Below are 19,880 nucleotides of genomic sequence, written 5' to 3' on the forward strand. Positions count from 1 at the left end.
TCAGCGAAACGAAAGCTTGCGTGTCGTCGTGCTACGTCGTTGTTCGCGCAACGAACTGCGCCGCCCCGCAGCCGCCGTCACGTCACCGCGCGCCGCGCATTGCGGCCGCGCAGCCATTCGAGCGCGAGCAGCAGGCTCGTCGAGAAGATGATCAGGATCGTCGCGAGCGCGGCGATCGTCGGGCTGATGTTCTCGCGAATGCCCGTGAACATCTGGCGCGGCAGCGTCGTCTGGTCGGCGCCCGCGAGGAACAGCGTGACGACGACCTCGTCGAACGACGTCGCGAACGCGAACAGCGCGCCCGACATCACGCCCGGCGCGATCACCGGCAGCGTCACGCGGAAGAAGGTCGACACGGGATTCGCGCCGAGCGACAGGCTCGCGCGCACGAGGTTCTGGTTGAAGCCCTGCAGCGTCGCGGCGACCGTCGTCACGACGAACGGCACGCCGAGCGCCGCGTGCGCGGCGATCAGCCCCGTGTAGGTATTCGCGAGCCCGAGCGGCGCGAAGAACAGGTACATGCCGACGCCGACCACGACGACCGGCACGATCATCGGCGACAGCAGCACGGCCATCAGCAGCCCCTTGCCGCGGAAGTCGGCCTTCGTGAGACCGATCGCGGCGAGCGTGCCGAGCACGGTCGCGACGACGGTCGCCGACGGCGCGACGATGAAGCTGTTCTTCGCAGCCATCCGCCACTCGTCCGACGCGATCAGGTTCTCGTACCAGCGCGTCGAGAAGCCCGGGATCGGATAAACGAGGAACGTGCTCGACGAGAACGACAGCGGCACGATCGCGAGCACCGGCAGGATCAGGTACAGCAGCGTCAGCACGACGAGCACGCGCAACGCGACGTACCACGCGCGCTCGACGAACGACATGTGCGGCGCGAACAGCGGCCTGGCGAGTTTCATGGTCGGATTCCCTTTCCCGTTTCCTGGTGCGCGGCGCTCAGCCGAGGCTCACGTTCGTGCGCGTGAAGCGCCCGTACACCGCGTACAGCACGAGCGTCGCCGCGAGCAGTAGCCCGCCGAGCGCGCACGCCATGCCCCAGTTGATCGTCACGTTCGTGAAGTACGCGACGTAGTAGCTGACCATCTGGTCGTTCGGCCCGCCGAGCAGCGCGGGCGTGATGTAGTAGCCGATCGCGAGGATGAACACGAGCAGCGCGCCCGCGCCGACACCCGGATAGGTCTGCGGCACGTACACGCGCCAGAACGCGGCGAACGGGTGGCTGCCGAGCGACACGGCCGCGCGCTGGTAGGTCGGCGGGATCGACTTCATCACGCTGTACAGCGGCAGGATCATGAACGGCAGCAGGATGTGCGTCATCGAGATGTACACGCCGACGCGGTTGAACAGCAGCGTCAGCGGATGCGAGATCAGCCCGCTGCCGATCAGCGCCTTGTTGATGAGCCCTTCGCTCTGCAGCAGCACGATCCACGCGGCGACGCGCACGAGCACCGAGGTCCAGAACGGAATCAGCACGAGGATCATCACGAGGTTCGCGCGCCGCTCCGACAGCGTCGAGATCCAGTACGCAAGCGGATAGCCGAGCAGCAGCGCGAACAGCGTGACGGCAACGCCGATCACGAACGTGCGGCCGAAGATCGCGAGGTAGATCGACTGGTCGGGATCGGCCTGCACGAGATGGCCGAAGCCGTCCTGCTTGTGGTCGAGCGCGGCGAGCAGGTAGAACGGCGACGTCTGGCTGCCGTTCTTCGCGATCGACTGCCAGTACGCAACGTCGCCCCAGCGCGCGTCGAGGTCGATGATTTTCTCGCGCGTCTGCGCGGGCGTCAGCGCCACGTCGTTGTCGCCCTTTAGCGGCATCGCGCGCGCTGTCTTCGCGACGAGCGAGCGATAGCCCGGAATTTCGGTGTTCAGCCGCCGCGCGAGCGCGCCCATCGCCTCGCTGTCGGCCACCTTCGTCATGTCGGCCGCGAGCGCGACGTATGCGGCATCGGCCGGCGGCGCCTTGCGGTCCCAGCCCGACAACGCGGCGATCGTGTTCGGCAGCGCGGTCGCGATCTCGGGGTTCTGCACCGCGCGCGTGAGCAGCGTGCCGATCGGCACGACGAAGATCAGCAGCAGGAAAATCGCGAGCGGCGCGACCAGCAGCAACGCCATCGTGCGCTTGCGGGCCTCGGCGGCCTTCAGCTCGCGCTTGAGCGCGGCGGTCGACGGCGAGGAAGGCGCGATCGTCATCGTATTCAACGGTTCTCTCCGGCCGGGCACGCTCCGGCGGAATGCCGCGCGACGCGAATGACGCGCCGCGCGGCCGGTTGCATCAGGATGCCTGAACGGTTACTTCGTCGCCCACGCGGTGAAACGCTGCTCGAGCTCGTCGCTGTGGTCGGTCCAGAAGCCGATATCCTCCAGCACCGCGCTCTTGCCGTTGGCCGGCGAGTTCGGCAGGTTCGCAAGCGTCTTGGCATCGAGCGACTTGATCGCCGCGATGTTCGCGGGGCCGTACGCGATGTGCTGCGCATACGCCTGCTGCGGCTTCGGTGTCAGCGAATACGCGATGTACTGCTCGGCCAGCGCCTTGTTCGGCGAGCCCTTCGGAATCGCCCAGTAGTCGAGGTCGTAGATGCTGCCGTTCCACACCACCTTCAGGTTCTTGCCTTCCTTCTGCGCGGCGTCGATGCGGCCGTTGTACGCGGTCGACATCACGACGTCGCCGGCGACCAGGAACTGCGGCGGCTGCGCGCCCGCTTCCCACCACTGGATGTACGGCTTCAGTTCGTCGAGCTTCTTGAACGCGCGGTCCTGGCCGGCCTTCGTGCCGAGCACCTTGTACACGTCCTTCGTCGCGACGCCGTCGGCCATCAGCGCGAATTCGAGGTTATAGCGCGCGCCCTTGCGCATCCCGCGCTTGCCCGGGAATTTCTTCACGTTCCAGAAATCGGCCCAGCCGGTCGGTGCCGACTTCAGCTTGTCCGCGTTGTACGACAGCGCCGTCGACCACACGAAGAAGCCGACGCCGCACACCTGCGGCGATTCCGGAATCAGGTCGGACTTCTTCGCGATCTTCGACCAGTCGAGCTTCTCGTACAGCCCTTCGTCGCAGCCGCGGTTCAGGTCGCCCGATTCGACTTCGACCACGTCCCAGTTGACGTGCTTCGCCTCGACCATCGCCTTCACTTTCGCCTGCTCGCCGTTGTATTCCACGGCGGTGACCTTGTTGCCGGTCGCCTTCTCGAACGGCTGGTTGAACGCGGCCTTCTGCGCGTCGCCGTTCGCGCCGCCGAAGTTGACGACCGTGAGCTCGGCGGCCGAAGCCGATGCGCCGACTACGGCGAGCGCCAGTGCCAGCGCGGTGCGACGCGCGGTAAAGCTTGCTCGGTTCATGGTGGTTCCTCTCCTCTCGTGGTGGAAGTGGGCAGTTGTTGTTGACGACGTGCTACGGAAAATCAGGGAAGCCATACTCAAGCGAACACGCGCAGGTGCTCGGGCGCGAACGCGAGCGAGACCGGCGCGCCGGGCGAGAACGCGTCGAGCGCGCCGGTGCCGAGCGGCACCTTCACGAAACATTCGTCCTGGCCCGGCAGCGCGCAGCGCATGCGCACGTGATCGCCGAAATAGATGAGGCTGCGCGCCTCGCCGCTCAGCCGGTTGGCGGCGGCGCCGTTCGCGTGCCCGTTCGCGCCGTGCGCGGCGAGGCTCATGCGTTCGGGGCGGATACACGCGACGGCCGACGCGCCCTCGGCCGCATCGCCGATATGGCGGCCGACGAGCTTCGTGCCGTCGTCGAGCCGGAACTCGCAGAACTCGCCGTCGACGCGCGCGATGGTGCCGCGCAGCCGGTTGCTGTCGCCGATGAAGTTCGCGACGAATTCGTTGCACGGCGATTCGTACAGGCGGTCGACGGTGTCGAGCTGCTGCACGATGCCCTTGTCGAACACGGCGACGCGATCGGACATCGTCAGCGCCTCGCCCTGGTCGTGCGTCACGTACACGAAGGTCACGCCGAGCTTTTCGTGCAGCGCCTTCAGTTCGTATTGCATGTGTTCGCGCAGCTGCTTGTCGAGCGCGCCGAGCGGCTCGTCCATCAGCACGAGCTTCGGCTCGAATACGAGCGCCCGCGCCAGCGCGATACGCTGCTGCTGGCCGCCCGACAGCTGCGCCGGATAGCGTTTCGCGAAGCGCTCCATCTGCACCATCTTCAGCGCGTGCGCGACGCGCTCCGCGCGCTCGGCGGCCGGCAGCTTGCGCACAGTCAGCGGATACGCGACGTTCTGCTCGACCGTCAGGTGCGGAAACAGCGCGTAGTTCTGGAACACCATGCCGATGTTGCGCTTGTGCGGCGGCACGTTGTTCAGCAGCTCGCCGTCGAGGCGAATCTCGCCGCCCGTCGGAAACTCGAAGCCGGCCAGCATCATCAGGCAGGTCGTCTTGCCCGAGCCCGACGGCCCGAGCAGCGTCAGGAATTCCCCCTGGTGGATATCGAGGTCGAGCGATTTGACGACCAGCGTCTCGCCGTCGTAGGTCTTCCGCACGCCGCGAAAGCTGACGATCACATCATCGGACTTCATCGTGGCTGTCCCCTTGCTTCGCGACAATTGATTTTGAGATGCGAGCCACTATACGGCGCACACGGTTCTACAATAGGGAACCATTTCAATATTACTAGTAGGACCACTTTGGATACCGTGATCCTCGCCGACTGGCTCTCCGCTCGCCTCGACCGTGGCTCGTCCGAGCCGATGTACCGGCAGTTGCTGCAGCAGATGCAGCAAGCCATCCTGACCGGGGAATTAGGGCCAGGAACGAAACTACCCAGTTCCCGCACGCTCGCGGCGGACCTGTCGATCGCGCGCAATACCGTGCTGCACGTGTACGACCAGCTGACGGCCGAAGGCTACGTGCTGACGACGACCGGCAGCGGCACCTATGTGGCCGACACGCGGCCGGACGCCGCCGCGATCCAGGCGCCGGGCGCCGCGCCGCCGCCGACGGACGCAGATGAACCGGCGCCGGACGCACAGGGCAGCCTGTCGATGCGCGGCCGGCAATTGATCGAGCACGCGGGGGTGTCGCGGCGCCAGTGGGGCGCGTTCATGCCGGGCGTACCGGACGTGTCGGAATTTCCGAGCCGCACGTGGAGCCGCCTGCAGGCGCGGCTGTGGAAGGAGGCGAACCCCGAGTTGCTGACCTATGCGCCGGGCGGCGGCTACCGGCCATTGCGGCGCGCGCTCGCCGATTACCTGCGCGTCGCGCGCTCGGTCAAATGCTCGCCGGACCAGGTGATCATCACCACCGGCATTCACCAGTCGATCGATCTCGCGGTGCGGCTGCTGTCCGACATCGGCGATCGCGCGTGGGTCGAGGAACCGTGTTACTGGGGCGTGCGCAGCGTACTGCAGGCGGCCGGCCTCACACTCGCGCCGGTGCCGGTCGACCAGGAAGGGCTCGATCCGCGTGCCAGCGACATGCAGCATCCGCCGCGCCTCGTGCTCGTCACGCCGTCGCATCAGTACCCGCTCGGCATGGTGATGAGCCTCGCGCGGCGCCGGATGCTGCTCGAATACGCGCGCCAGCACCGCTGCTGGATCATCGAGGACGACTACGACAGCGAATTCCGCTATGGCAGCCGGCCGCTCGCGTCGTTGCAGGGGCTCGACGACGGCGGCCGCGTGATTTACGTCGGCAGCCTCGGCAAGATGCTGTTCCCGGGGCTGCGGATGGGCTACATGGTCGTGCCCGAGCATCTGGTCGACACGTTCCGCACGGGGCTGTCGGAGTTGTATCGCGAGGGCCAGCTGATGCAGCAGGCCGTGCTCGCCGAATTCATCATGGACGGTCACCTGACTTCGCACGTCAGGCGGATGCGCACGCTGTACGGCGAGCGCCGGCAACTGATGATCGACGCGATCCGCGCGCGCTTCGGCAACGCGCTGCCCGTGATGGGCGACGAGGCCGGCCTGCATCTGGTGCTCGGCCTGCCGGACGCCTGCGACGATCGCGCGGTCACGCAGAGCGCGTTCGATGCGGGCGTGATCGTGCGCCCGCTCACCAGCTACTACAGCCGCCAGGACACCGCGCGGCGCGGCCTGCTGCTCGGCTATGCGTGCGTCGCGCACGAAGGCATCGGGCCCGCGTTCGACACGCTCGCGGATACCATCGAGCAACATCTGCCGCGACACATCACGCGCGCGGCATAGGGCCGGTCACGCGCGGCGCGCCGCCCGCGTCACTGCGCGCTGCCCGCGCCGCGATCGAGCGATGCCGCCCGCACGGCCTCACCGGGTTTCGTGAACACGCGCTGTCGTAACGCGGCGATCTGTGCATCGCGATCCTGCGGCGACAGGCCGGCCGACTCGATCTGCGCACGCTGCGCCGCATAGTCCGCGTAGCGGCTCTGCCACGATGCGTTGTCCTGCTGCATCTGCGCGACGCGCGCGGCGGCTTCCGGGCCGAGCGTCTGCGTCAGTTGCGCGCGCATCGCATCGGGCGTCGCGCCGCCCTTCTGCAATTGCGCGATCTGGTCGATCGCGGCCCGCTGCTGGTCGACCCGCTGCTGCGCGGCGCGCTCGTCGGCCGGCATCTGCTGCTCGAGCGCCGCGAGCCGCTCGGCCTTCTGCGCATCCGTCAGCGTGCGATCCTGTGCGATCTTCAATCGCGCGAGATCGTAGCGCTGCCGCCACTGCTCCGCGCCGAAAAACGGCTGGCTCCAGTCGCCGAGCGTGCGGTATGCGATCGACGCGCGCTGGTCGAGCGCGAGCTGCAGCGCGCCCAGGTCGGACTTGTCGACCGCGCCGGCATCGCGCAACTTCGCGAGCGCGTCGAGATACGCACGGTACCGGTGCCAGACGTCGAGCGCCTCGGCCTGCGCAACCGTGCCGTCGAGCTGCGCGGCGATCTCGCGTACGACGAACGCATCGAGCGCGGCCGCGCTCAGGTCGCTCTGCGCGGTCAGGCAGTAGTCGAAGAAATCGCGCACCACACGCGACTTCGCAAGATGGCCGCCGGCATCGAGCGGCAGTCGCGGCGCGCTGGAGCCGGCCAGCGACGACGGCAGGCCCGTGCTCGCCGGCATGGCGCCCTGCGGCGGCGCGGCAGCCGCCCCGCCTGCCGCAGCCGCGTCCGGCAACTCGGCGGCCGTGCCCGTCCCGCGATGCCATCCCGCACCGCTCCACATCGCGACGCCGGCGATCGCCGCCAGCCCCACGACACCGTAGACCACAGCGCGCCGCGCCAGCGGCGCGCGCCCTTCACGTGCCGTCATCGATCACACGCCCGCGAGCTTCAGCCGGTTCGCATGCGTGCGGATCACCGCGACCGGATCTTCCGCATTCGCGCCGCGCACGCCGAGCAACTGGTTGATCTCGTCGAGATGGTTCCACTTGTAGCTCGTGCTCAGCACCTGGCCGTACAACGCGCTGCACTTCGACACGACTCCGTCGTTCTGGCCCGAACCGCGGTTGATCATCACCGTGCCGGTGCCGAACAGCGCGAGCGTCGACGGGTCGAGTGCATTCGCCGGATCGACGAGCGGAATGGTGCTCGTATCCGTCGCACCCGTGACGCCGAACACGGAGATCGTCGGCTGGATCGCGGTGCCGGCCCACGAATACAACAGATGCGTGTTGCCGCCGACGGTTTCCGTCGGCGCGCCGGTCTGGCAACTGCCCGGCGCACCGAGGCCCGCGCTCGGGTAGTTCTGGTTGTACGTGGCGGCCTGCGCGGTCGTCAGCGTCTTCAGCGCAGCGAGCGCGTCCTGGTTCGTGTTGTTGCTGCTGCTCGTGAGGATTCCGAACACATTGACGAACGCGGCGATCACCGTCGACGACAGCCCGGTCGGATCGTACGCGAGTACGCCCTGCACGAAGTCGGCGAACTCGGAGCCGCGATGCGGCGTGCCGATCGTCGTCACCGACGCGACCAGATCGGGCGCGACGGCCGCGACATAACGCGACGTCAGCCCGCCCTGGCTGTGACCGACGAGGTTGACCTTGGTCGCCCCCGTCGCGGCGAGCACCGTCTTCACGTAGGCCAGCAACTGTTCGCCGCGCCCGTTCGGGCCGTCGTCGCTCTGGAAGCCCGACAGGTTCGCGACATAGACGGTCGCGCCATGCTGCTGCAGGTCCTCCTGGATCCCATACCAGTACTCGAGCACACCTGCGTATTTGTCGGTGCCCGTGAGCCCGTGCACGAGAATGATCGGATAACGCGTCGCCGCGTAGTTGTCGACGGGCGCACTCGCCGCCATCGCCGCGTGCGTCGTCGCGAGCGTCATCGCCGCGGTCATCCCCGCGAACGGTGCGACGCTCATCGCGCATGCCACTGCCCCTGCCACCACCCTGGAACGCATCGATCTGGCCATGCATGTTCTCCTGATTATTGTGCTGCCGGTGCGAATGAACTCGAATCGACGCACGCTGCGCCCTCGTGTGCGCCGTGACCGTCGAATGCGGGAGTGAATCACGAGTCGCGAACGTTTGCGCCCTGACTAGACACGGTTCTCTAATCGGTTGACGCGCCCCGCCCGTTCGGGCGGGGCCGCGTTCGTGCGCGCGTTTGCTGCAACGCACACGCGCCGCGCGCTACAGCTTCGCGCTCACGCGCAACCACGCGGTACGGCCCGGTTCCATCACCGGCGCGTTCGCCGGATAACCGAAGCCCGCGTTGCCGGCGAGGTTCAGGTGCTCCGTGTAGGCCTTGTTCAGCACGTTGTCGACGCCGACCGAGATCTGCACGGTCTTGCTGACGTTGTATTGCGTATGCAGCGACAGCACGCCGAATCCGGCGCTCGAACCGAAGTCCTTGCCGACCACGTTGCCCTCATTCAGTGCATAACGATGCTGCGGCGCAACGATCCGCCACAGGCCGCCGGCCGACCATGCGCCGCGCGTGTATTCGAGCCCGATGCGCGCCTCGAGCGGCGGCATCTGCGGCAACGGATCGCCGCTCGCCACGTTGCGCCCCCACGCATACGCGAGCGACGTCTCGACGCGCAGCGGCGCAACCGGCCGCCACGACACGCCCGCTTCGCCGCCCATGATCTGCGCGTTGACGTTGGTTGCCTGCGTGGTGGGACCCATCATGCCGACCCTGTAGTTGAACAGGATGAAGTCCTGCACGTAGCCCGCATAGGCCGACACCCATGCGTCGAACCGATCGCTCTTGTATTGCGCGCCGATGTCGAGCTGCGTGGTCTTCTCCGGCTGCACCGACGAAAATGCGTTGACCGAACCGGCCGGCCCGCGATTCGCGGAGAACAGCTCCCAGTAGTCGGGGTAGCGCTCCGCATGACCGATCCCCGCGTACCACGTGACGGGCAGCGACGCGAGATCGCGCTCGTAGCGTACGAAACCGCTGGGCAGCACACGCGCGCGATCGTCGTCGAAGGTCGGATTCGGCTTGCTCATCATCATGCCGCTCACCGTCGCGCGTTTGTCGCGTGCGCTCGCATAGTCGATGCGCGCGCCGCCGATCACGCGCGATACGTCGCTCGCATACCACGTCAGCTCGCCGAACGCGCCCGCGTTCCACATCGTCGCCTGCGCGTCCCACGGCTGGTCGCCGTAGTTCTGCGCCCCCATCGCCGAGCGCGAATCGAGTCGGTTCGATTGCGCGTCGACACCCGTCACGAGCTTGAAGTCGTCACCGAAACGGAACGTCGCCGCCGCGCGCGCGCCGAACGTGCGGCGCCGCACCTCGGCCGCCATCCGCATCGGCATGCTGCTGGTCGGGTCGGGCTGCCGCAACGTGGTGTTGTCCATCACGTGGTCGGCTTCGTTGTAGTACACGCGCGCCTCGATCCGGTCGAGCACGTCGCCGAGATGCCGCTTGTCGAACGACAGGCCGAACGTCTCGCGGCGGAAATGCGCGCCGTCCATCCCGCGGCCCGCGTACTTTGCGTAGCCGTCACCCGTGCCGGCCGTCAGTTCGACGCGCGTGTGGTCGTCGGGCGTCCAGCCGAGTGCCGCATCGGCGTTCCACTTGTCCCACTGCGACGGCACCGTGTTGCCGTTGCCGTCCTTGTAGTCCTGCGAATGCGCGTGGTTCGCGGTCACGCGGCCGTAGACGTCCGGCGTGCCGGCCGTCACGTCGATGTTCTGGTCGTTGCGCCCGAACGAGCCGCCGACGAGGCTGCCGTCGAACCGCATGCCCGGTTTGTCGAATCGCGGCGTCACGCGCTCGAACAGCACGGTGCCGGCCGACGCGCCCGGGCCATACAGCACGGATTGCGGCCCCTTCACGACGGTGACCTTGTCATAGCTTTCCGGTGCGATGTACGACGTCGGCGCATCCATCCGGTTCGGGCACGCGCCGAGCGTCGGCATCCCGTTCGCCAGGATGTTCAGCCGCGAACCGAACATCCCGCGCAGCACGGGGTCGCCGTTCGTGCCGCCGCTGCGGATCGACGTGAAGCCGGGGATCGTTTTCAGGTAATCGGCGCCGTCGCTGGCGGGCAGCGGCTGGCGCGGCGCCTTCGGATCCGTGACGACGACGAGCGGTGTCCTCAGCGGCGACGCGACGACCTCGACGGGCGGCAGCAGCGCGGCCGCGTCGTCAGCAGGCGCGCCGGCCGCGTGCGCCGTTTCGGCCGCGGCGGCGCTCGCGGCCATGGCGCCGACGGCCAGCGCGGGAACGGTGAGTTTCAGCATGCGCGGCATGCGCCGCGCACAGGCATTGCGTGACGCTCGCGGCGCACGCAACTGGAAAATGGTCATGATGGAAAGCCCGAGTGACGCCCTCCACGCGGCCTCGACGGGCCGCACGGATATCGGCGGTGGAACAGAACGGAAGAAAACGCGTCAGGCGCGCTCGGGCGGTGCGCGTGGATACGCGCGCGGATAGCGGTTGGCGCGCACCGCGACGGCAAGCGGCGCGGCGGCGGAAACGGAAACGACGGAAACGGAAGCGAACGGCGCGGCGGAAGGCGCGCCGAGCGCGGGACTGTGCGCGAAGAAGCCGCAATAGCCGCACGCATCGAGATGCAGCGCGTGATCGTGCGTGCGGCCCGCATCGGGCGACTGATGCGCGCCGTGCTCTGTACTGCAGACGATCGCTTCCGGCGTGGCCGCCTGCGCGACGCGCCACTGCGACACCAGCGGCGCCGCGATCGCGAACCAGATCGCGAGCACGCCGAGCCAGGCGGTCAGGTGACGATGTCGGTGCAGCATGCGCGGCGGCGAGTAAGCGGAATGTAAAAACAGCCGAGATGTTACAGAATGTTCGCCGCGATGGCCAGCCGCACATGACGGTAAACGCAGCGAGGGCGCATGGTTGTCAACACAACCATGCGCCCTCGCCTGCCGTGCGCGTCCGAAGCGCGGCGATCAGGGTGCCATGCGCCGCAGCACGTCGTCGCGCCGGATGAAATGGTGGTACAGCGCGGCCAGCGCATGCAGGCCGATCACGAAGTAGAACGCGTTGCCGATCAGCTCGTGCGCTTCCTTGATCGTCGGCCGCAGCGCCTTGTCGGGCCCGAACAGCGTGAACGACACGCCGAGCCAGTCGAGCGATACCGGCTTGCCGCCCATATTGATCATCATGATGCCGAGCAGCGGCTGCGCGATGATGAACACGTAGAGCGCGACATGCGCGAGCTTCGAGAGCCAGCGCAGCAGCACTGCCTGCGGAATGGCTTGCGGCACGCGGCTGACCGCCCGCCACAGCACGCGCAGCACCGACAGCACGAGCACGAAGGTGCCCGCGGTGAGGTGCACGTTCATCCAGAACACACGGCTGTCGCTGCCTTTCGGCCCGCGGATCTCGATGGCCAGGTAGGCCAGCGCCACCAGCAGGAAGATGACCCAGTGGAAGAAAATCGCGGGCGAGCTGTAGCGCGTCTGTTTCGCGAGGATGTTTCTCATGCTTCGTCTCGTGTTGTATGCGGGGAGGGGCGCATGCCGCAATCGGCTCGGCAGCCCGGCAAAGCTGCCACGATTGTAGCCGCACGGGCGTCCGGCTTTGCGCGGCGCGGTCAAATATCGGACGAATCGTCAACGCGCGCCGCGCGGGGCCTTCATATGGAAAATCCGCATCGCGCCCGGAAACGGCTGTGGCACGATGAAGCTTTGGTGTCGACGTTGCGCGCGCATCATGAGCAAGGCGTTCTTCGTTGCGGCCTACCGGCTGACCGCCGCGTTGCTCGCGGTGTCAACGACGTTGCACAGCATCGCCGGCTACTGGGGCATGCCCGCGTTCGAGCTCGGCAACTTTCTCAGCTATTTCACGCAACTGAGCAGCCTCTATGCGGCCGGGATGCTGGCCGCGGGGCTCTGGCGCATCGCGCGCCCCGGCTCGGCGCGCTACGAATCGATGCGCGGTGCCGCCGTGCTGTATATGCTGATCACCGCGATCGTCTACGAACTCCTGCTCGCGCGGCTCGATGCGCCGCGCCACGTCACGCCCGCGTTCAACAACTGGGTGCTGCACCGGATCGTGCCGCTCGTCATGCTGTGCGACTGGCTGTACGTGGAGCCGCGCTCGCCGATCCCGCGGCGCAGCGCGTTTGCGTGGCTCGGCTTTCCGGTCATCTATCTCGGCTATACGCTGGTGCGCGGCGCGCTGGAGAACTGGTATCCCTACCCGTTCGTCGATCCGCGGCCGCACGGCTACCTGCCGGTCGCGATCCAGTGCTCGCTGATCGCGCTCGGCGCGGCGGCGCTCGCACTGAGCATCTGCTGGCTCGGCAATCGCGCGAGACAGGCCGGCACCGCGGCGTTCAAGGAAGGATGAAGGTGGAAGAAGGCTGGAGCGTGTGCGCCGCCCGGCGCACACGTGGCGACGCGGGTGGTCAGCCGCCGTTGCGCGGCAGGAAGTTCATCGGATCGACGACCTTGCCGTTCTGGCGGACTTCGAACTCGAACGTCGAACGGCCGCTCGGGTCGGTGCCCATCTCGGCGACCGGCTGGCCCTGGCGTACCGCGTCGCCTTCGTTGACGAGCAGCTTGCCGTTGTGTCCGTAGGCCGTGATGAGCCCGTTGTCGTGCTTCAGGATCACGAGCGGGCCATAGGCCTTGACGCCGGACCCGGCATAAACCACGCGCCCGTTCGCCGCGGCCCGCACCGAATGGTCGGGCCCGGATGCGGCGATCACGACGCCGCGCGTCTTGCCGGCCGTAAACGGCGTCGCGACGACGCCCGTGGCCGGCCATGCAAGCGAGCCCGGCTGCGCGGCGGCGGACGGCTGCCCGAGCGACGTCGCGGCCGGCGGCGGCGCGACGCGCAGCACCTGGCCGGGCGACACCGCATCGGTGGGCGCCATGTGGTTCCAGCTGGCCACGTCCTGCACGCGCTGCCCGTAGGCGCCCGCGATGCCCGCGAGCGTGTCGCCCGGGTTCACGCGGTAATAGCCGGCGATCACGCCCGGCGTCGCGGCCGACATGGGGGTCGACTGACGCGCCGGCTGCCAGTTGTCGGTCCACGGTGTCAGCGTACAGCCCGACAACGCGACGGCCGCGGCGATGAGCGCCGCCTGCGGCAGCCAGCGCGCGAGCGCATCGTGGATGGGAACAGTTTCTCTCAAGGGTCCTCCCGGATTTGCGTCGTTGCGCCGCCCACCGCCCTCCGGCGCGCGACGCACGATGTCCGGCCGGACGGCCGGACCAACCAGTATCCGACCGCTCTCGCGGCCGTCAGTTTCCACAGCGGAGTCGGCGCGAACGGGCTCACCGGCCCCTTTTTCACGTCGTTCCGACCGGCAAAGATACCATTTGTGGCGGTCAGGGCCGCGACAAGTGCCTGATCCGGCAACAATCTTGCGGCGCCGCACCTGCGTGCCGGCGGCCCGCAAACCGCGCCGCGCGGGCCGTCCGGCGGCCTGTCGCGGGTCTTCCGCACGCCTCGCCGCCCTCGCCCGTCATCTCGGCCCCGTCACATTCCCCCGTTCGATCGCCGCCTATACTCGGTGATGCGCAGCGCGATCCAACGACAACGAGGAGCATGACCATGAACAACGCGACGTTTCTTTCCGTGCAGCTCAACGCCGACGATTTCGCCGGCTCCAGCGGCCTGGTCGAATTGCTCAACCGGCATCTGCTGTTCGCGACCGACGTCGCCGAGGCGGCCGATGCGCTTGTCCAGCTGGCGAGCGTCGCGCACCTGACGGGTACGCGCCACAGCGTCGAGTTGCCGGTCCTCGCGATCGAGCGGCTGCGCGACGCGCTCGACACGCTGAGCGGCTACGACGAAACGTGGCTGCAGGTGCTGGAACCGGCCGAAGCGCTGTTCCGGGATATCGGGCGCGGCACGCGCCCGCTGCACTGACCGCCGGCGCGGCACGCGCCACCAATGAAAACAGCCCGCCGTTCCGCGACGCGGAACCGGCGCCGCATGCGCCACCAACGAAAACAGCCCGTCGTTCCGCGAGGCGGAACGACGGGCTGTTTGTACTACGGGGTCGGATCCGGCCGCCTGGGCGGCCGTACCATTAACGACCCTTGTAGATCGGCGCGCCGTCAGCGATACGCTTGACTTGCCAGCCGGTCTTTGCAGCAGCCGGAGCACCCGATTCTTGTGCGGCGGCCGGTTGTGCGCCATAGCCGGTCGTGTCGGCGGCGGCGACGTTCTGTTGCGGGTTCACACGGGCTTCAGCAGCCTGGATGCCTTCCGGGTAGTTCGTACGGTCGCTGCCCAGCTTGTAGCCGGCTTGTTGCACGGCGACCAGTTCGGCCTTCACCTGTGCACGGGTGACGGGCGCGTTCTGTTGGGCGAACGAGACGGCGGGAACGGCGAGGACAGCAGCTGCAGCGAACGTTGCGATCAGCGATTTCATGATTACCTCCGGGATTTTTTTGCTCCGCCGCACACACCATGTCTGCAGCGATGGAACAGAGTTTAGTCCCGACGTCCCCTAGGGAAAACCATGAAAGAGCGAAAACACTGTTTCCCCGGAGCCAACAATGCCGGCATCCGGGACAGAAAAACCCTATTCAAAGAATAGATTTTCGCAACAATGCCCTCTCGCGGGCCGGTTACGACCAGTTCGCGTGGAAGCTGCCCGGCTTGTCAGTGCGCTCGAACGTGTGCGCGCCGAAGAAGTCGCGCTGCGCCTGCACCAGGTTCGCCGGCAGCCGCTCGGAACGGTAGCTGTCGAAGTACGCGACCGCCGACGCGAACGCCGGCACCGGTACGCCGGCCTTCACCGCGGCGACCACGACGTCGCGCAGCGACGCCTGGTAATTCGCGGCGATGTCCTTGAAGTACGGATCGAGCAGCAGGTTCGCGAGCGCCGGATCCTTCGCGTACGCGTCCGTGATCTTCTGCAGGAAGCGCGCGCGGATGATGCAGCCCGCGCGGAAGATCTTCGCGATCGTCCCGAGATCGAGGTTCCAGCCGTACTCTTCGGACGCCGTGCGCAGTTGCGCGAAGCCCTGCGCGTACGAGATCACCTTGCTCAGGTACAGCGCGCGGCGCACCGCTTCGACGAACGCGGCGCGATCGCCGTCGAACGGCGCGGCGGCCGGGCCCGACAGGATCTTGCTGGCCGCGACACGCTCGGTCTTCAGCGACGACAGCACGCGCGCGAACACCGATTCGGTGATGAGCGGCAGCGGCACGCCGAGATCCAGCGCGTTCTGGCTCGTCCACTTGCCGGTGCCCTTTTGCGCGGCGCGATCGAGGATCACGTCGACGAGGTGCTTGCCGGTGTCTTCGTCCTTCTTGCCGAAGATCTTCGACGTGATCTCGATCAGGTAGCTGTCGAGCTCGCCCTGGTTCCATTCGGTGTACACCGCGCCGAGCTCGTCGTTGGTCAGGCCCGCGACGTCCTTCAGCACCGAATAGCTTTCGGCGATCAGCTGCATGTCGCCGTATTCGATGCCGTTGTGGACCATCTTCACGTAGTGGCCCGCGCCGTCCGGGCCCATGTACGCGACACACGGCTCGCCGTCCGACGGCGCCTTCGCGGCGATCTGCTTGAGGATCGGCTCGACCAGGTCGTACGCGTCGCGCTGACCGCCGGGCATGATCGACGGGCCGCGCAGTGCGCCCTCTTCGCCGCCCGACACGCCGGTGCCGATGAAGTGCAGGCCCGATTGCGCGAGCTCCTGGTTGCGGCGGATCGTATCGGTGAAGTGCGTATTGCCGCCGTCGATCAGCACGTCGCCCTTCTCGAGCAGCGGCTTGAGCGATGCGATCGTCGCATCGGTCGCTTCGCCTGCCTTGACCATCATCAGGATCCGGCGCGGCGTTTCGAGCGACGCGACGAACTCTTCGAGCGTATAGGTCGGCACCAGATTGCGGCCGGGGAATTCGGCGATCAGTTCGTCGGTTTTCTCGCGGCTGCGGTTGTACACCGACACCGCGTAACCGCGGCTCTCGATATTGAGTGCGAGATTGCGGCCCATCACCGCGAGCCCGATCACACCGATTGCTTGTTTGCCCATTAGTCAATTCTCCGGAAAAAACGGGGCGCGACCTGAACCTGGCCGCGCGCACAGGCGAAAGGATAGTGGAAACCCGGCGGCGATGCGCGCTTGCGTGTCATTGCTCCGCGTGTGGAAGCCGCCGGAACACGACGCTCAGGTTGTTCGCCGGCATCTCGACGACCTCGATGCAGTCGAGCCCGCGATCGAGGCCGAGCGCGACGACGGTTTCGAGATCGCGCACGCCCCACGACGGGTCGCGGCTGCGCAACTGCAGGTCGAATGCTTCGTTCGACGGCGCCGTATGCCGGCCTTCGCGGCGATACGGCCCGTACAGGAACAGCACGCCGCCCGGCCGCAGCAGGCGCGACGCGCCCGCGAACAGCGCGTCGGTGCAGGCCCACGGCGAGATGTGAATCATGTTGATGCAGACGATCGCGTCGAGCGCGCCGACCGGCCAGGATGCGTCGCGCACGTCGAACGCCAGCGGCCCGGCGACGTTCGCGAGGCCCGCGTGCACGACCCACGCGGCGATCGAGTGCCGCGCCTGCACATCGGGATCGCTCGGCTGCCAGCGCAGGCCCGGCAGCGCCTGCGCGAAGTGGACGACGTGCTGCCCCGTGCCGCTCGCGATTTCGAGCACGTTGCCGCTCGCCGGCAGCACGCGACGCAATACGTCGAGGATCGGCCCGCGATTGCGTTCGGCCGCCGGCGCCGACAGCCGTGCGGACGGATCGGGCAACTGCGTTTGATCGGTCACGATGCGTGCTCCGGTGCGCTGCCAGCGAGGCCCAGCCGCGCGGTCAGCGCGTCGAGCGCGGGCGCGCAGCGCGCCTCGACCTTCAGCGTCAGCATCGGATCGGCGCGCGTATGGCCGAGATTGAGCGCGGCGACCGGCTTGTGCTGCGCCTGCGCCCACACGCAGAAGCGATAGCCGGAATACACCATCAGCGACGAGCCGACGACGAGCAGCGCGTCGGCCGCATCGAGCGCCTGCGAGGCCAGCGCGACGCGCTCGCGCGGCACGTTCTCGCCGAAGAACACGACCGCCGGCTTCAGCAGGCCGCCGCACGCGGGGCACGCCGGGATGCGGAAGGTGTCGAGCGCGGCCCATTCGAGATGCGCGTCGCCGTCCGCGGCCGGCTCGGCCTGCGCGCCCAGCAGTTCCGGATTGTCGGCTTCGAGCACGGTCTGGATCGCCGCGCGCGCATGATGCGCGCCGCATGCGAGGCACGTCACGCCGTTGATCCCGCCGTGCAGTTCGATCACGTCGCCGCTGCCCGCGCGCTGATGCAGGCCGTCGACGTTCTGCGTGACGAGGCGCTCGATCCGGCCCGCGCCGCCGAGCCGCGCCAGCGCGACGTGCGACCCGTTCGGCTGCGCGCGGCCGACGACGGGCCAGCCGATCATGCTGCGCGCCCAGTAGCGTCGCCGCGCGGCATCGGAGCCGAGAAATTCATGGAGCTGGATCGGCGGCGAGCGCATCCATTGACCGTTGCGGTCGCGATAGCCGGGAATGCCGGAATCGGTGCTGATGCCCGCGCCGGTCAGCACGAGCAGGCGCGGATGACGCTCGACGAACGTGTGCAGCGCATCGAGCGCGGCCGGATCGACGCCAGCGGATGAGGGGTCGTGCAGGGTTTTATCGTTCATGTTGGCAACACGTGATCGGGCGCGCCGGCAGGCCGTGCGCCCGCATGGGCGGCCAGGCACGCCAGCACATCATACAGAACGCCGCGCGATCGGGCCGACGGCCCGCGCGACCAACCGGCGCACAAAAAAAGACGCCCATCCGCCACTCGGCGATGGGCGCTTCAACAATTGATCCATCGGGGTAGTGGATCAACTGACAGCACAAACTTGCGGCGTCCGCCACGCTGCGACCGACGAACGCTCCCCTGAATTACGCATGTTCCGCGATGCCGCGCGCATCGTTGCGCCGCCGGCTTTCCTGCACGATCCGGTTCGGGCTCGCCGCGCCGCGGCCAGGCGCGGCACGCGAACGAAAACGCCACGCGACGACATGCGTTGCGCGCAGCTTCATGACGATCCGGGATCCAGGCCGGGGCCATCCACAAGCGTTCACGGTTCATCCCCGACGGCCGACCGGCACCGGTCGGCCTCGTGCGTCACACATGCACGTCGTCGTTCAGTACGAACCCGATTGCTCGGATGGAACGGAAAGCCGCGCGCTCACGTCGCCTCGATCAACGGCGAAGCGAATGTCCCGGCAGGTCGGCGATTCATGTTTGCAACACGATACGTTGCGATTCGGTCTCTTTTCATTCTCTTGTCCCCGTCTTCGATTTGTCCGACCCACTGAAGCGATCGCCGGCCCCACTGCACCCGCGACCGCGCTCACGGCTCGTACAGATATGCAAGGAGCGCACCATGCTTCATGCCGCAAGGCCGCGCGGGCCGAAACACCGCCGTCGACGCATATCGCGCACCGGCAGGAAGCTCGAACGTTTCGAAACTGAAACGCACACGGCGGCCCGCCCGATCGGTGCCGGCTGCCCGAACCTGCCGCCGTGCCGCTTACGCACGGCCCGGGCCAGCACCGCGGCGTTGCATCTGCGCGCCGCCGCCGATCGTCTTACAATCGCCCGACAACGGCCGCCCGCGCACGAACGGACGCGGGCACCTGGCCTTGCCCTCTTCGCGCGGGCCGCCTCGCCTGACCGGAAACCCATACCCGACGCATGCCCGACGCAAAAGACTGGCTGGATATCGACTACCGCACGCTGTTCCGGCTGCACCCGGATAGGCGGATCGAACGCGAGAACGATCCCGACTGCTCGCCCGGGCCACGCTTCTGGCTGGGCGGATGTGCGGACGGCAACCTGCCGGGCGTACGCGCCGACGTGCCGGCCCGCGTTGCGGACGAACTGGTGCGCGTGGCCGGCAGCGAACCGCCGTTCGCGGACCGCATGCAGCCCGTGCATCTCGAACGCTATCTCGCGACGCTCGCGCCCGTGGCGCACTGGAATACCGGCCTCGTCTACGCGCTGCCGCACGCGCTCGATTTCGACACCGATGCGCGCATCGCGCTGATCGACGGCGACAGCGACGCAGGCCGGCAACTGCTGCAATCGCTGTCCGCGCATGGAATGCCCGAAGGCCTGTACTCGATGGGTTTTCGAAGCGCAGCCGATCTGTGGGCGCCGTGGTGCGCGGCCGTCGTCGACGGAGAAGTCGTATCGGTCGCGTTTGCCGCGCGGCTGTCCGACGTCGGCGCGGAACTCGGTGTCGCGACGGCGCCTGCGTTTCGGGGGCGCGGCCTCGCGGCAGCCGTCACCGCCGCGTGGTCGCGGCTGCCGTCGCTTCGCACGCGCACGCTGTTCTACAGCACGGACAGCAACAACCGCGCGTCGCAACGCGTGGCGTCACGCCTCGGCCTCGCGCTGCGCGGCAGGACGCTGCGGATTTCGTAGCGCCGGGTTCGGCGCGGGCCGCCCCGCTCCCGCCTCGCGCAAACACGTTAGCATTCGGACACGCACCGCCGCGCGTTCGCGTTGCACCGCCTCCCAGGATTCGACATGACCACGCCCGCCC

The 19,880-nt window shown here is 67.8% G+C and carries 19 protein-coding genes; 4 read left to right on the top strand and 15 right to left on the bottom strand.

Features of this window, described 5'->3' with window-relative positions; genetic code table 11:
- Positions 1 to 77: 77 nt before the first annotated feature.
- The 4 genes from VL15_RS30950 to VL15_RS30965 form a co-directional block, all read right to left on the bottom strand.
- The gene (locus tag VL15_RS30950; RefSeq protein WP_011355761.1) at positions 78 to 914 is read right to left on the bottom strand and encodes an ABC transporter permease; all 837 of its coding nucleotides are present in this window, start codon (positions 912 to 914) and stop codon (positions 78 to 80) included.
- A 37-nt stretch (positions 915 to 951) separates the two neighbouring features.
- A complete protein-coding gene (locus VL15_RS30955; protein ID WP_048250561.1) occupies positions 952 to 2,208 on the bottom strand; it encodes an ABC transporter permease in 1,257 nt (418 codons plus the stop codon).
- A 99-nt stretch (positions 2,209 to 2,307) separates the two neighbouring features.
- Complete coding sequence (locus VL15_RS30960) at positions 2,308 to 3,354, bottom strand: ABC transporter substrate-binding protein (protein WP_048250528.1); 1,047 nt, start codon at positions 3,352 to 3,354, stop codon at positions 2,308 to 2,310.
- Between the two features lie 77 nt (positions 3,355 to 3,431).
- Complete coding sequence (locus VL15_RS30965) at positions 3,432 to 4,538, bottom strand: ABC transporter ATP-binding protein (RefSeq protein ID WP_048250530.1); 1,107 nt, start codon at positions 4,536 to 4,538, stop codon at positions 3,432 to 3,434.
- A 108-nt stretch (positions 4,539 to 4,646) separates the two neighbouring features.
- On the opposite strand from VL15_RS30965, the gene VL15_RS30970 reads away from it, so the two are divergent.
- A complete protein-coding gene (locus VL15_RS30970) occupies positions 4,647 to 6,167 on the top strand; it encodes a PLP-dependent aminotransferase family protein (protein ID WP_048250532.1) in 1,521 nt (506 codons plus the stop codon).
- Positions 6,168 to 6,196: 29 nt separating this feature from the next.
- Here VL15_RS30970 and VL15_RS30975 read toward each other — a convergent pair whose 3' ends face one another.
- The 5 genes from VL15_RS30975 to VL15_RS30995 all read right to left on the bottom strand — a co-directional run bounded on the left by VL15_RS30975 (position 6,197) and on the right by VL15_RS30995 (position 11,828).
- Positions 6,197 to 7,231 carry a lipase secretion chaperone gene (locus VL15_RS30975; RefSeq protein WP_048250533.1) on the bottom strand — a complete coding sequence of 345 codons (1,035 nt, stop codon included), beginning with the start codon at positions 7,229 to 7,231 and terminating at the stop codon, positions 6,197 to 6,199.
- A 3-nt stretch (positions 7,232 to 7,234) separates the two neighbouring features.
- Complete coding sequence (locus VL15_RS30980) at positions 7,235 to 8,329, bottom strand: esterase/lipase family protein (RefSeq protein ID WP_048250534.1); 1,095 nt, start codon at positions 8,327 to 8,329, stop codon at positions 7,235 to 7,237.
- 220 nt (positions 8,330 to 8,549) lie between these two features.
- Positions 8,550 to 10,682, bottom strand: a complete 2,133-nt coding sequence (locus VL15_RS30985; protein WP_048250535.1) for a TonB-dependent copper receptor — start codon at positions 10,680 to 10,682, stop codon at positions 8,550 to 8,552.
- An 84-nt stretch (positions 10,683 to 10,766) separates the two neighbouring features.
- Positions 10,767 to 11,135: a DUF2946 domain-containing protein gene (locus VL15_RS30990; RefSeq protein ID WP_048250536.1), complete on the bottom strand. Its 369-nt coding sequence runs from the start codon at positions 11,133 to 11,135 to the stop codon at positions 10,767 to 10,769.
- Between the two features lie 156 nt (positions 11,136 to 11,291).
- Positions 11,292 to 11,828 carry a cytochrome b gene (locus VL15_RS30995; RefSeq protein ID WP_048250537.1) on the bottom strand — a complete coding sequence of 179 codons (537 nt, stop codon included), beginning with the start codon at positions 11,826 to 11,828 and terminating at the stop codon, positions 11,292 to 11,294.
- Positions 11,829 to 12,057: 229 nt separating this feature from the next.
- Here VL15_RS30995 and VL15_RS31000 point away from each other — a divergent pair, with 229 nt between their 5' ends.
- Positions 12,058 to 12,696 (top strand): Pr6Pr family membrane protein, encoded by a 639-nt coding sequence (locus VL15_RS31000; protein WP_048250539.1) that lies wholly within the window; start codon positions 12,058 to 12,060, stop codon positions 12,694 to 12,696.
- A gap of 58 nt (positions 12,697 to 12,754) precedes the next feature.
- Here VL15_RS31000 and VL15_RS31005 read toward each other — a convergent pair whose 3' ends face one another.
- Positions 12,755 to 13,486, bottom strand: a complete 732-nt coding sequence (locus VL15_RS31005; RefSeq protein ID WP_048250540.1) for a peptidoglycan DD-metalloendopeptidase family protein — start codon at positions 13,484 to 13,486, stop codon at positions 12,755 to 12,757.
- 422 nt (positions 13,487 to 13,908) lie between these two features.
- Here VL15_RS31005 and VL15_RS31010 point away from each other — a divergent pair, with 422 nt between their 5' ends.
- Positions 13,909 to 14,226: a hypothetical protein gene (locus tag VL15_RS31010; RefSeq protein WP_048250543.1), complete on the top strand. Its 318-nt coding sequence runs from the start codon at positions 13,909 to 13,911 to the stop codon at positions 14,224 to 14,226.
- A 163-nt stretch (positions 14,227 to 14,389) separates the two neighbouring features.
- Here the strand turns inward: VL15_RS31010 and VL15_RS31015 are convergent, their stop codons facing one another.
- The 5 genes from VL15_RS31015 to VL15_RS42240 form a co-directional block, all read right to left on the bottom strand.
- Complete coding sequence (locus VL15_RS31015; RefSeq protein WP_048250544.1) at positions 14,390 to 14,734, bottom strand: DUF4148 domain-containing protein; 345 nt, start codon at positions 14,732 to 14,734, stop codon at positions 14,390 to 14,392.
- Positions 14,735 to 14,933: 199 nt separating this feature from the next.
- On the bottom strand, positions 14,934 to 16,346 hold the full coding sequence (gene gndA, locus VL15_RS31020; protein ID WP_048250545.1) for an NADP-dependent phosphogluconate dehydrogenase: 1,413 nt from the start codon (positions 16,344 to 16,346) through the stop codon (positions 14,934 to 14,936).
- A 97-nt stretch (positions 16,347 to 16,443) separates the two neighbouring features.
- A complete protein-coding gene (locus VL15_RS31025) occupies positions 16,444 to 17,085 on the bottom strand; it encodes a DUF938 domain-containing protein (protein WP_048250546.1) in 642 nt (213 codons plus the stop codon).
- Positions 17,082 to 17,978 carry an NAD-dependent protein deacetylase gene (locus VL15_RS31030; protein WP_048250547.1) on the bottom strand — a complete coding sequence of 299 codons (897 nt, stop codon included), beginning with the start codon at positions 17,976 to 17,978 and terminating at the stop codon, positions 17,082 to 17,084. The genes VL15_RS31025 and VL15_RS31030 overlap by 4 nt, the downstream gene beginning before the upstream one ends.
- A 250-nt stretch (positions 17,979 to 18,228) precedes the next feature.
- Entirely contained in the window at positions 18,229 to 18,369 is a 141-nt protein-coding gene (locus tag VL15_RS42240) for a hypothetical protein (RefSeq protein ID WP_155420330.1), read from the bottom strand.
- Between the two features lie 658 nt (positions 18,370 to 19,027).
- Here VL15_RS42240 and VL15_RS31035 point away from each other — a divergent pair.
- Positions 19,028 to 19,759, top strand: a complete 732-nt coding sequence (locus VL15_RS31035; RefSeq protein WP_048250548.1) for a GNAT family N-acetyltransferase — start codon at positions 19,028 to 19,030, stop codon at positions 19,757 to 19,759.
- The last annotated feature ends 121 nt before the right edge of the window (positions 19,760 to 19,880 follow it).

The organism is Burkholderia cepacia (assembly GCF_001039005.1).
Lineage (GTDB): Bacteria > Pseudomonadota > Gammaproteobacteria > Burkholderiales > Burkholderiaceae > Burkholderia > Burkholderia theae.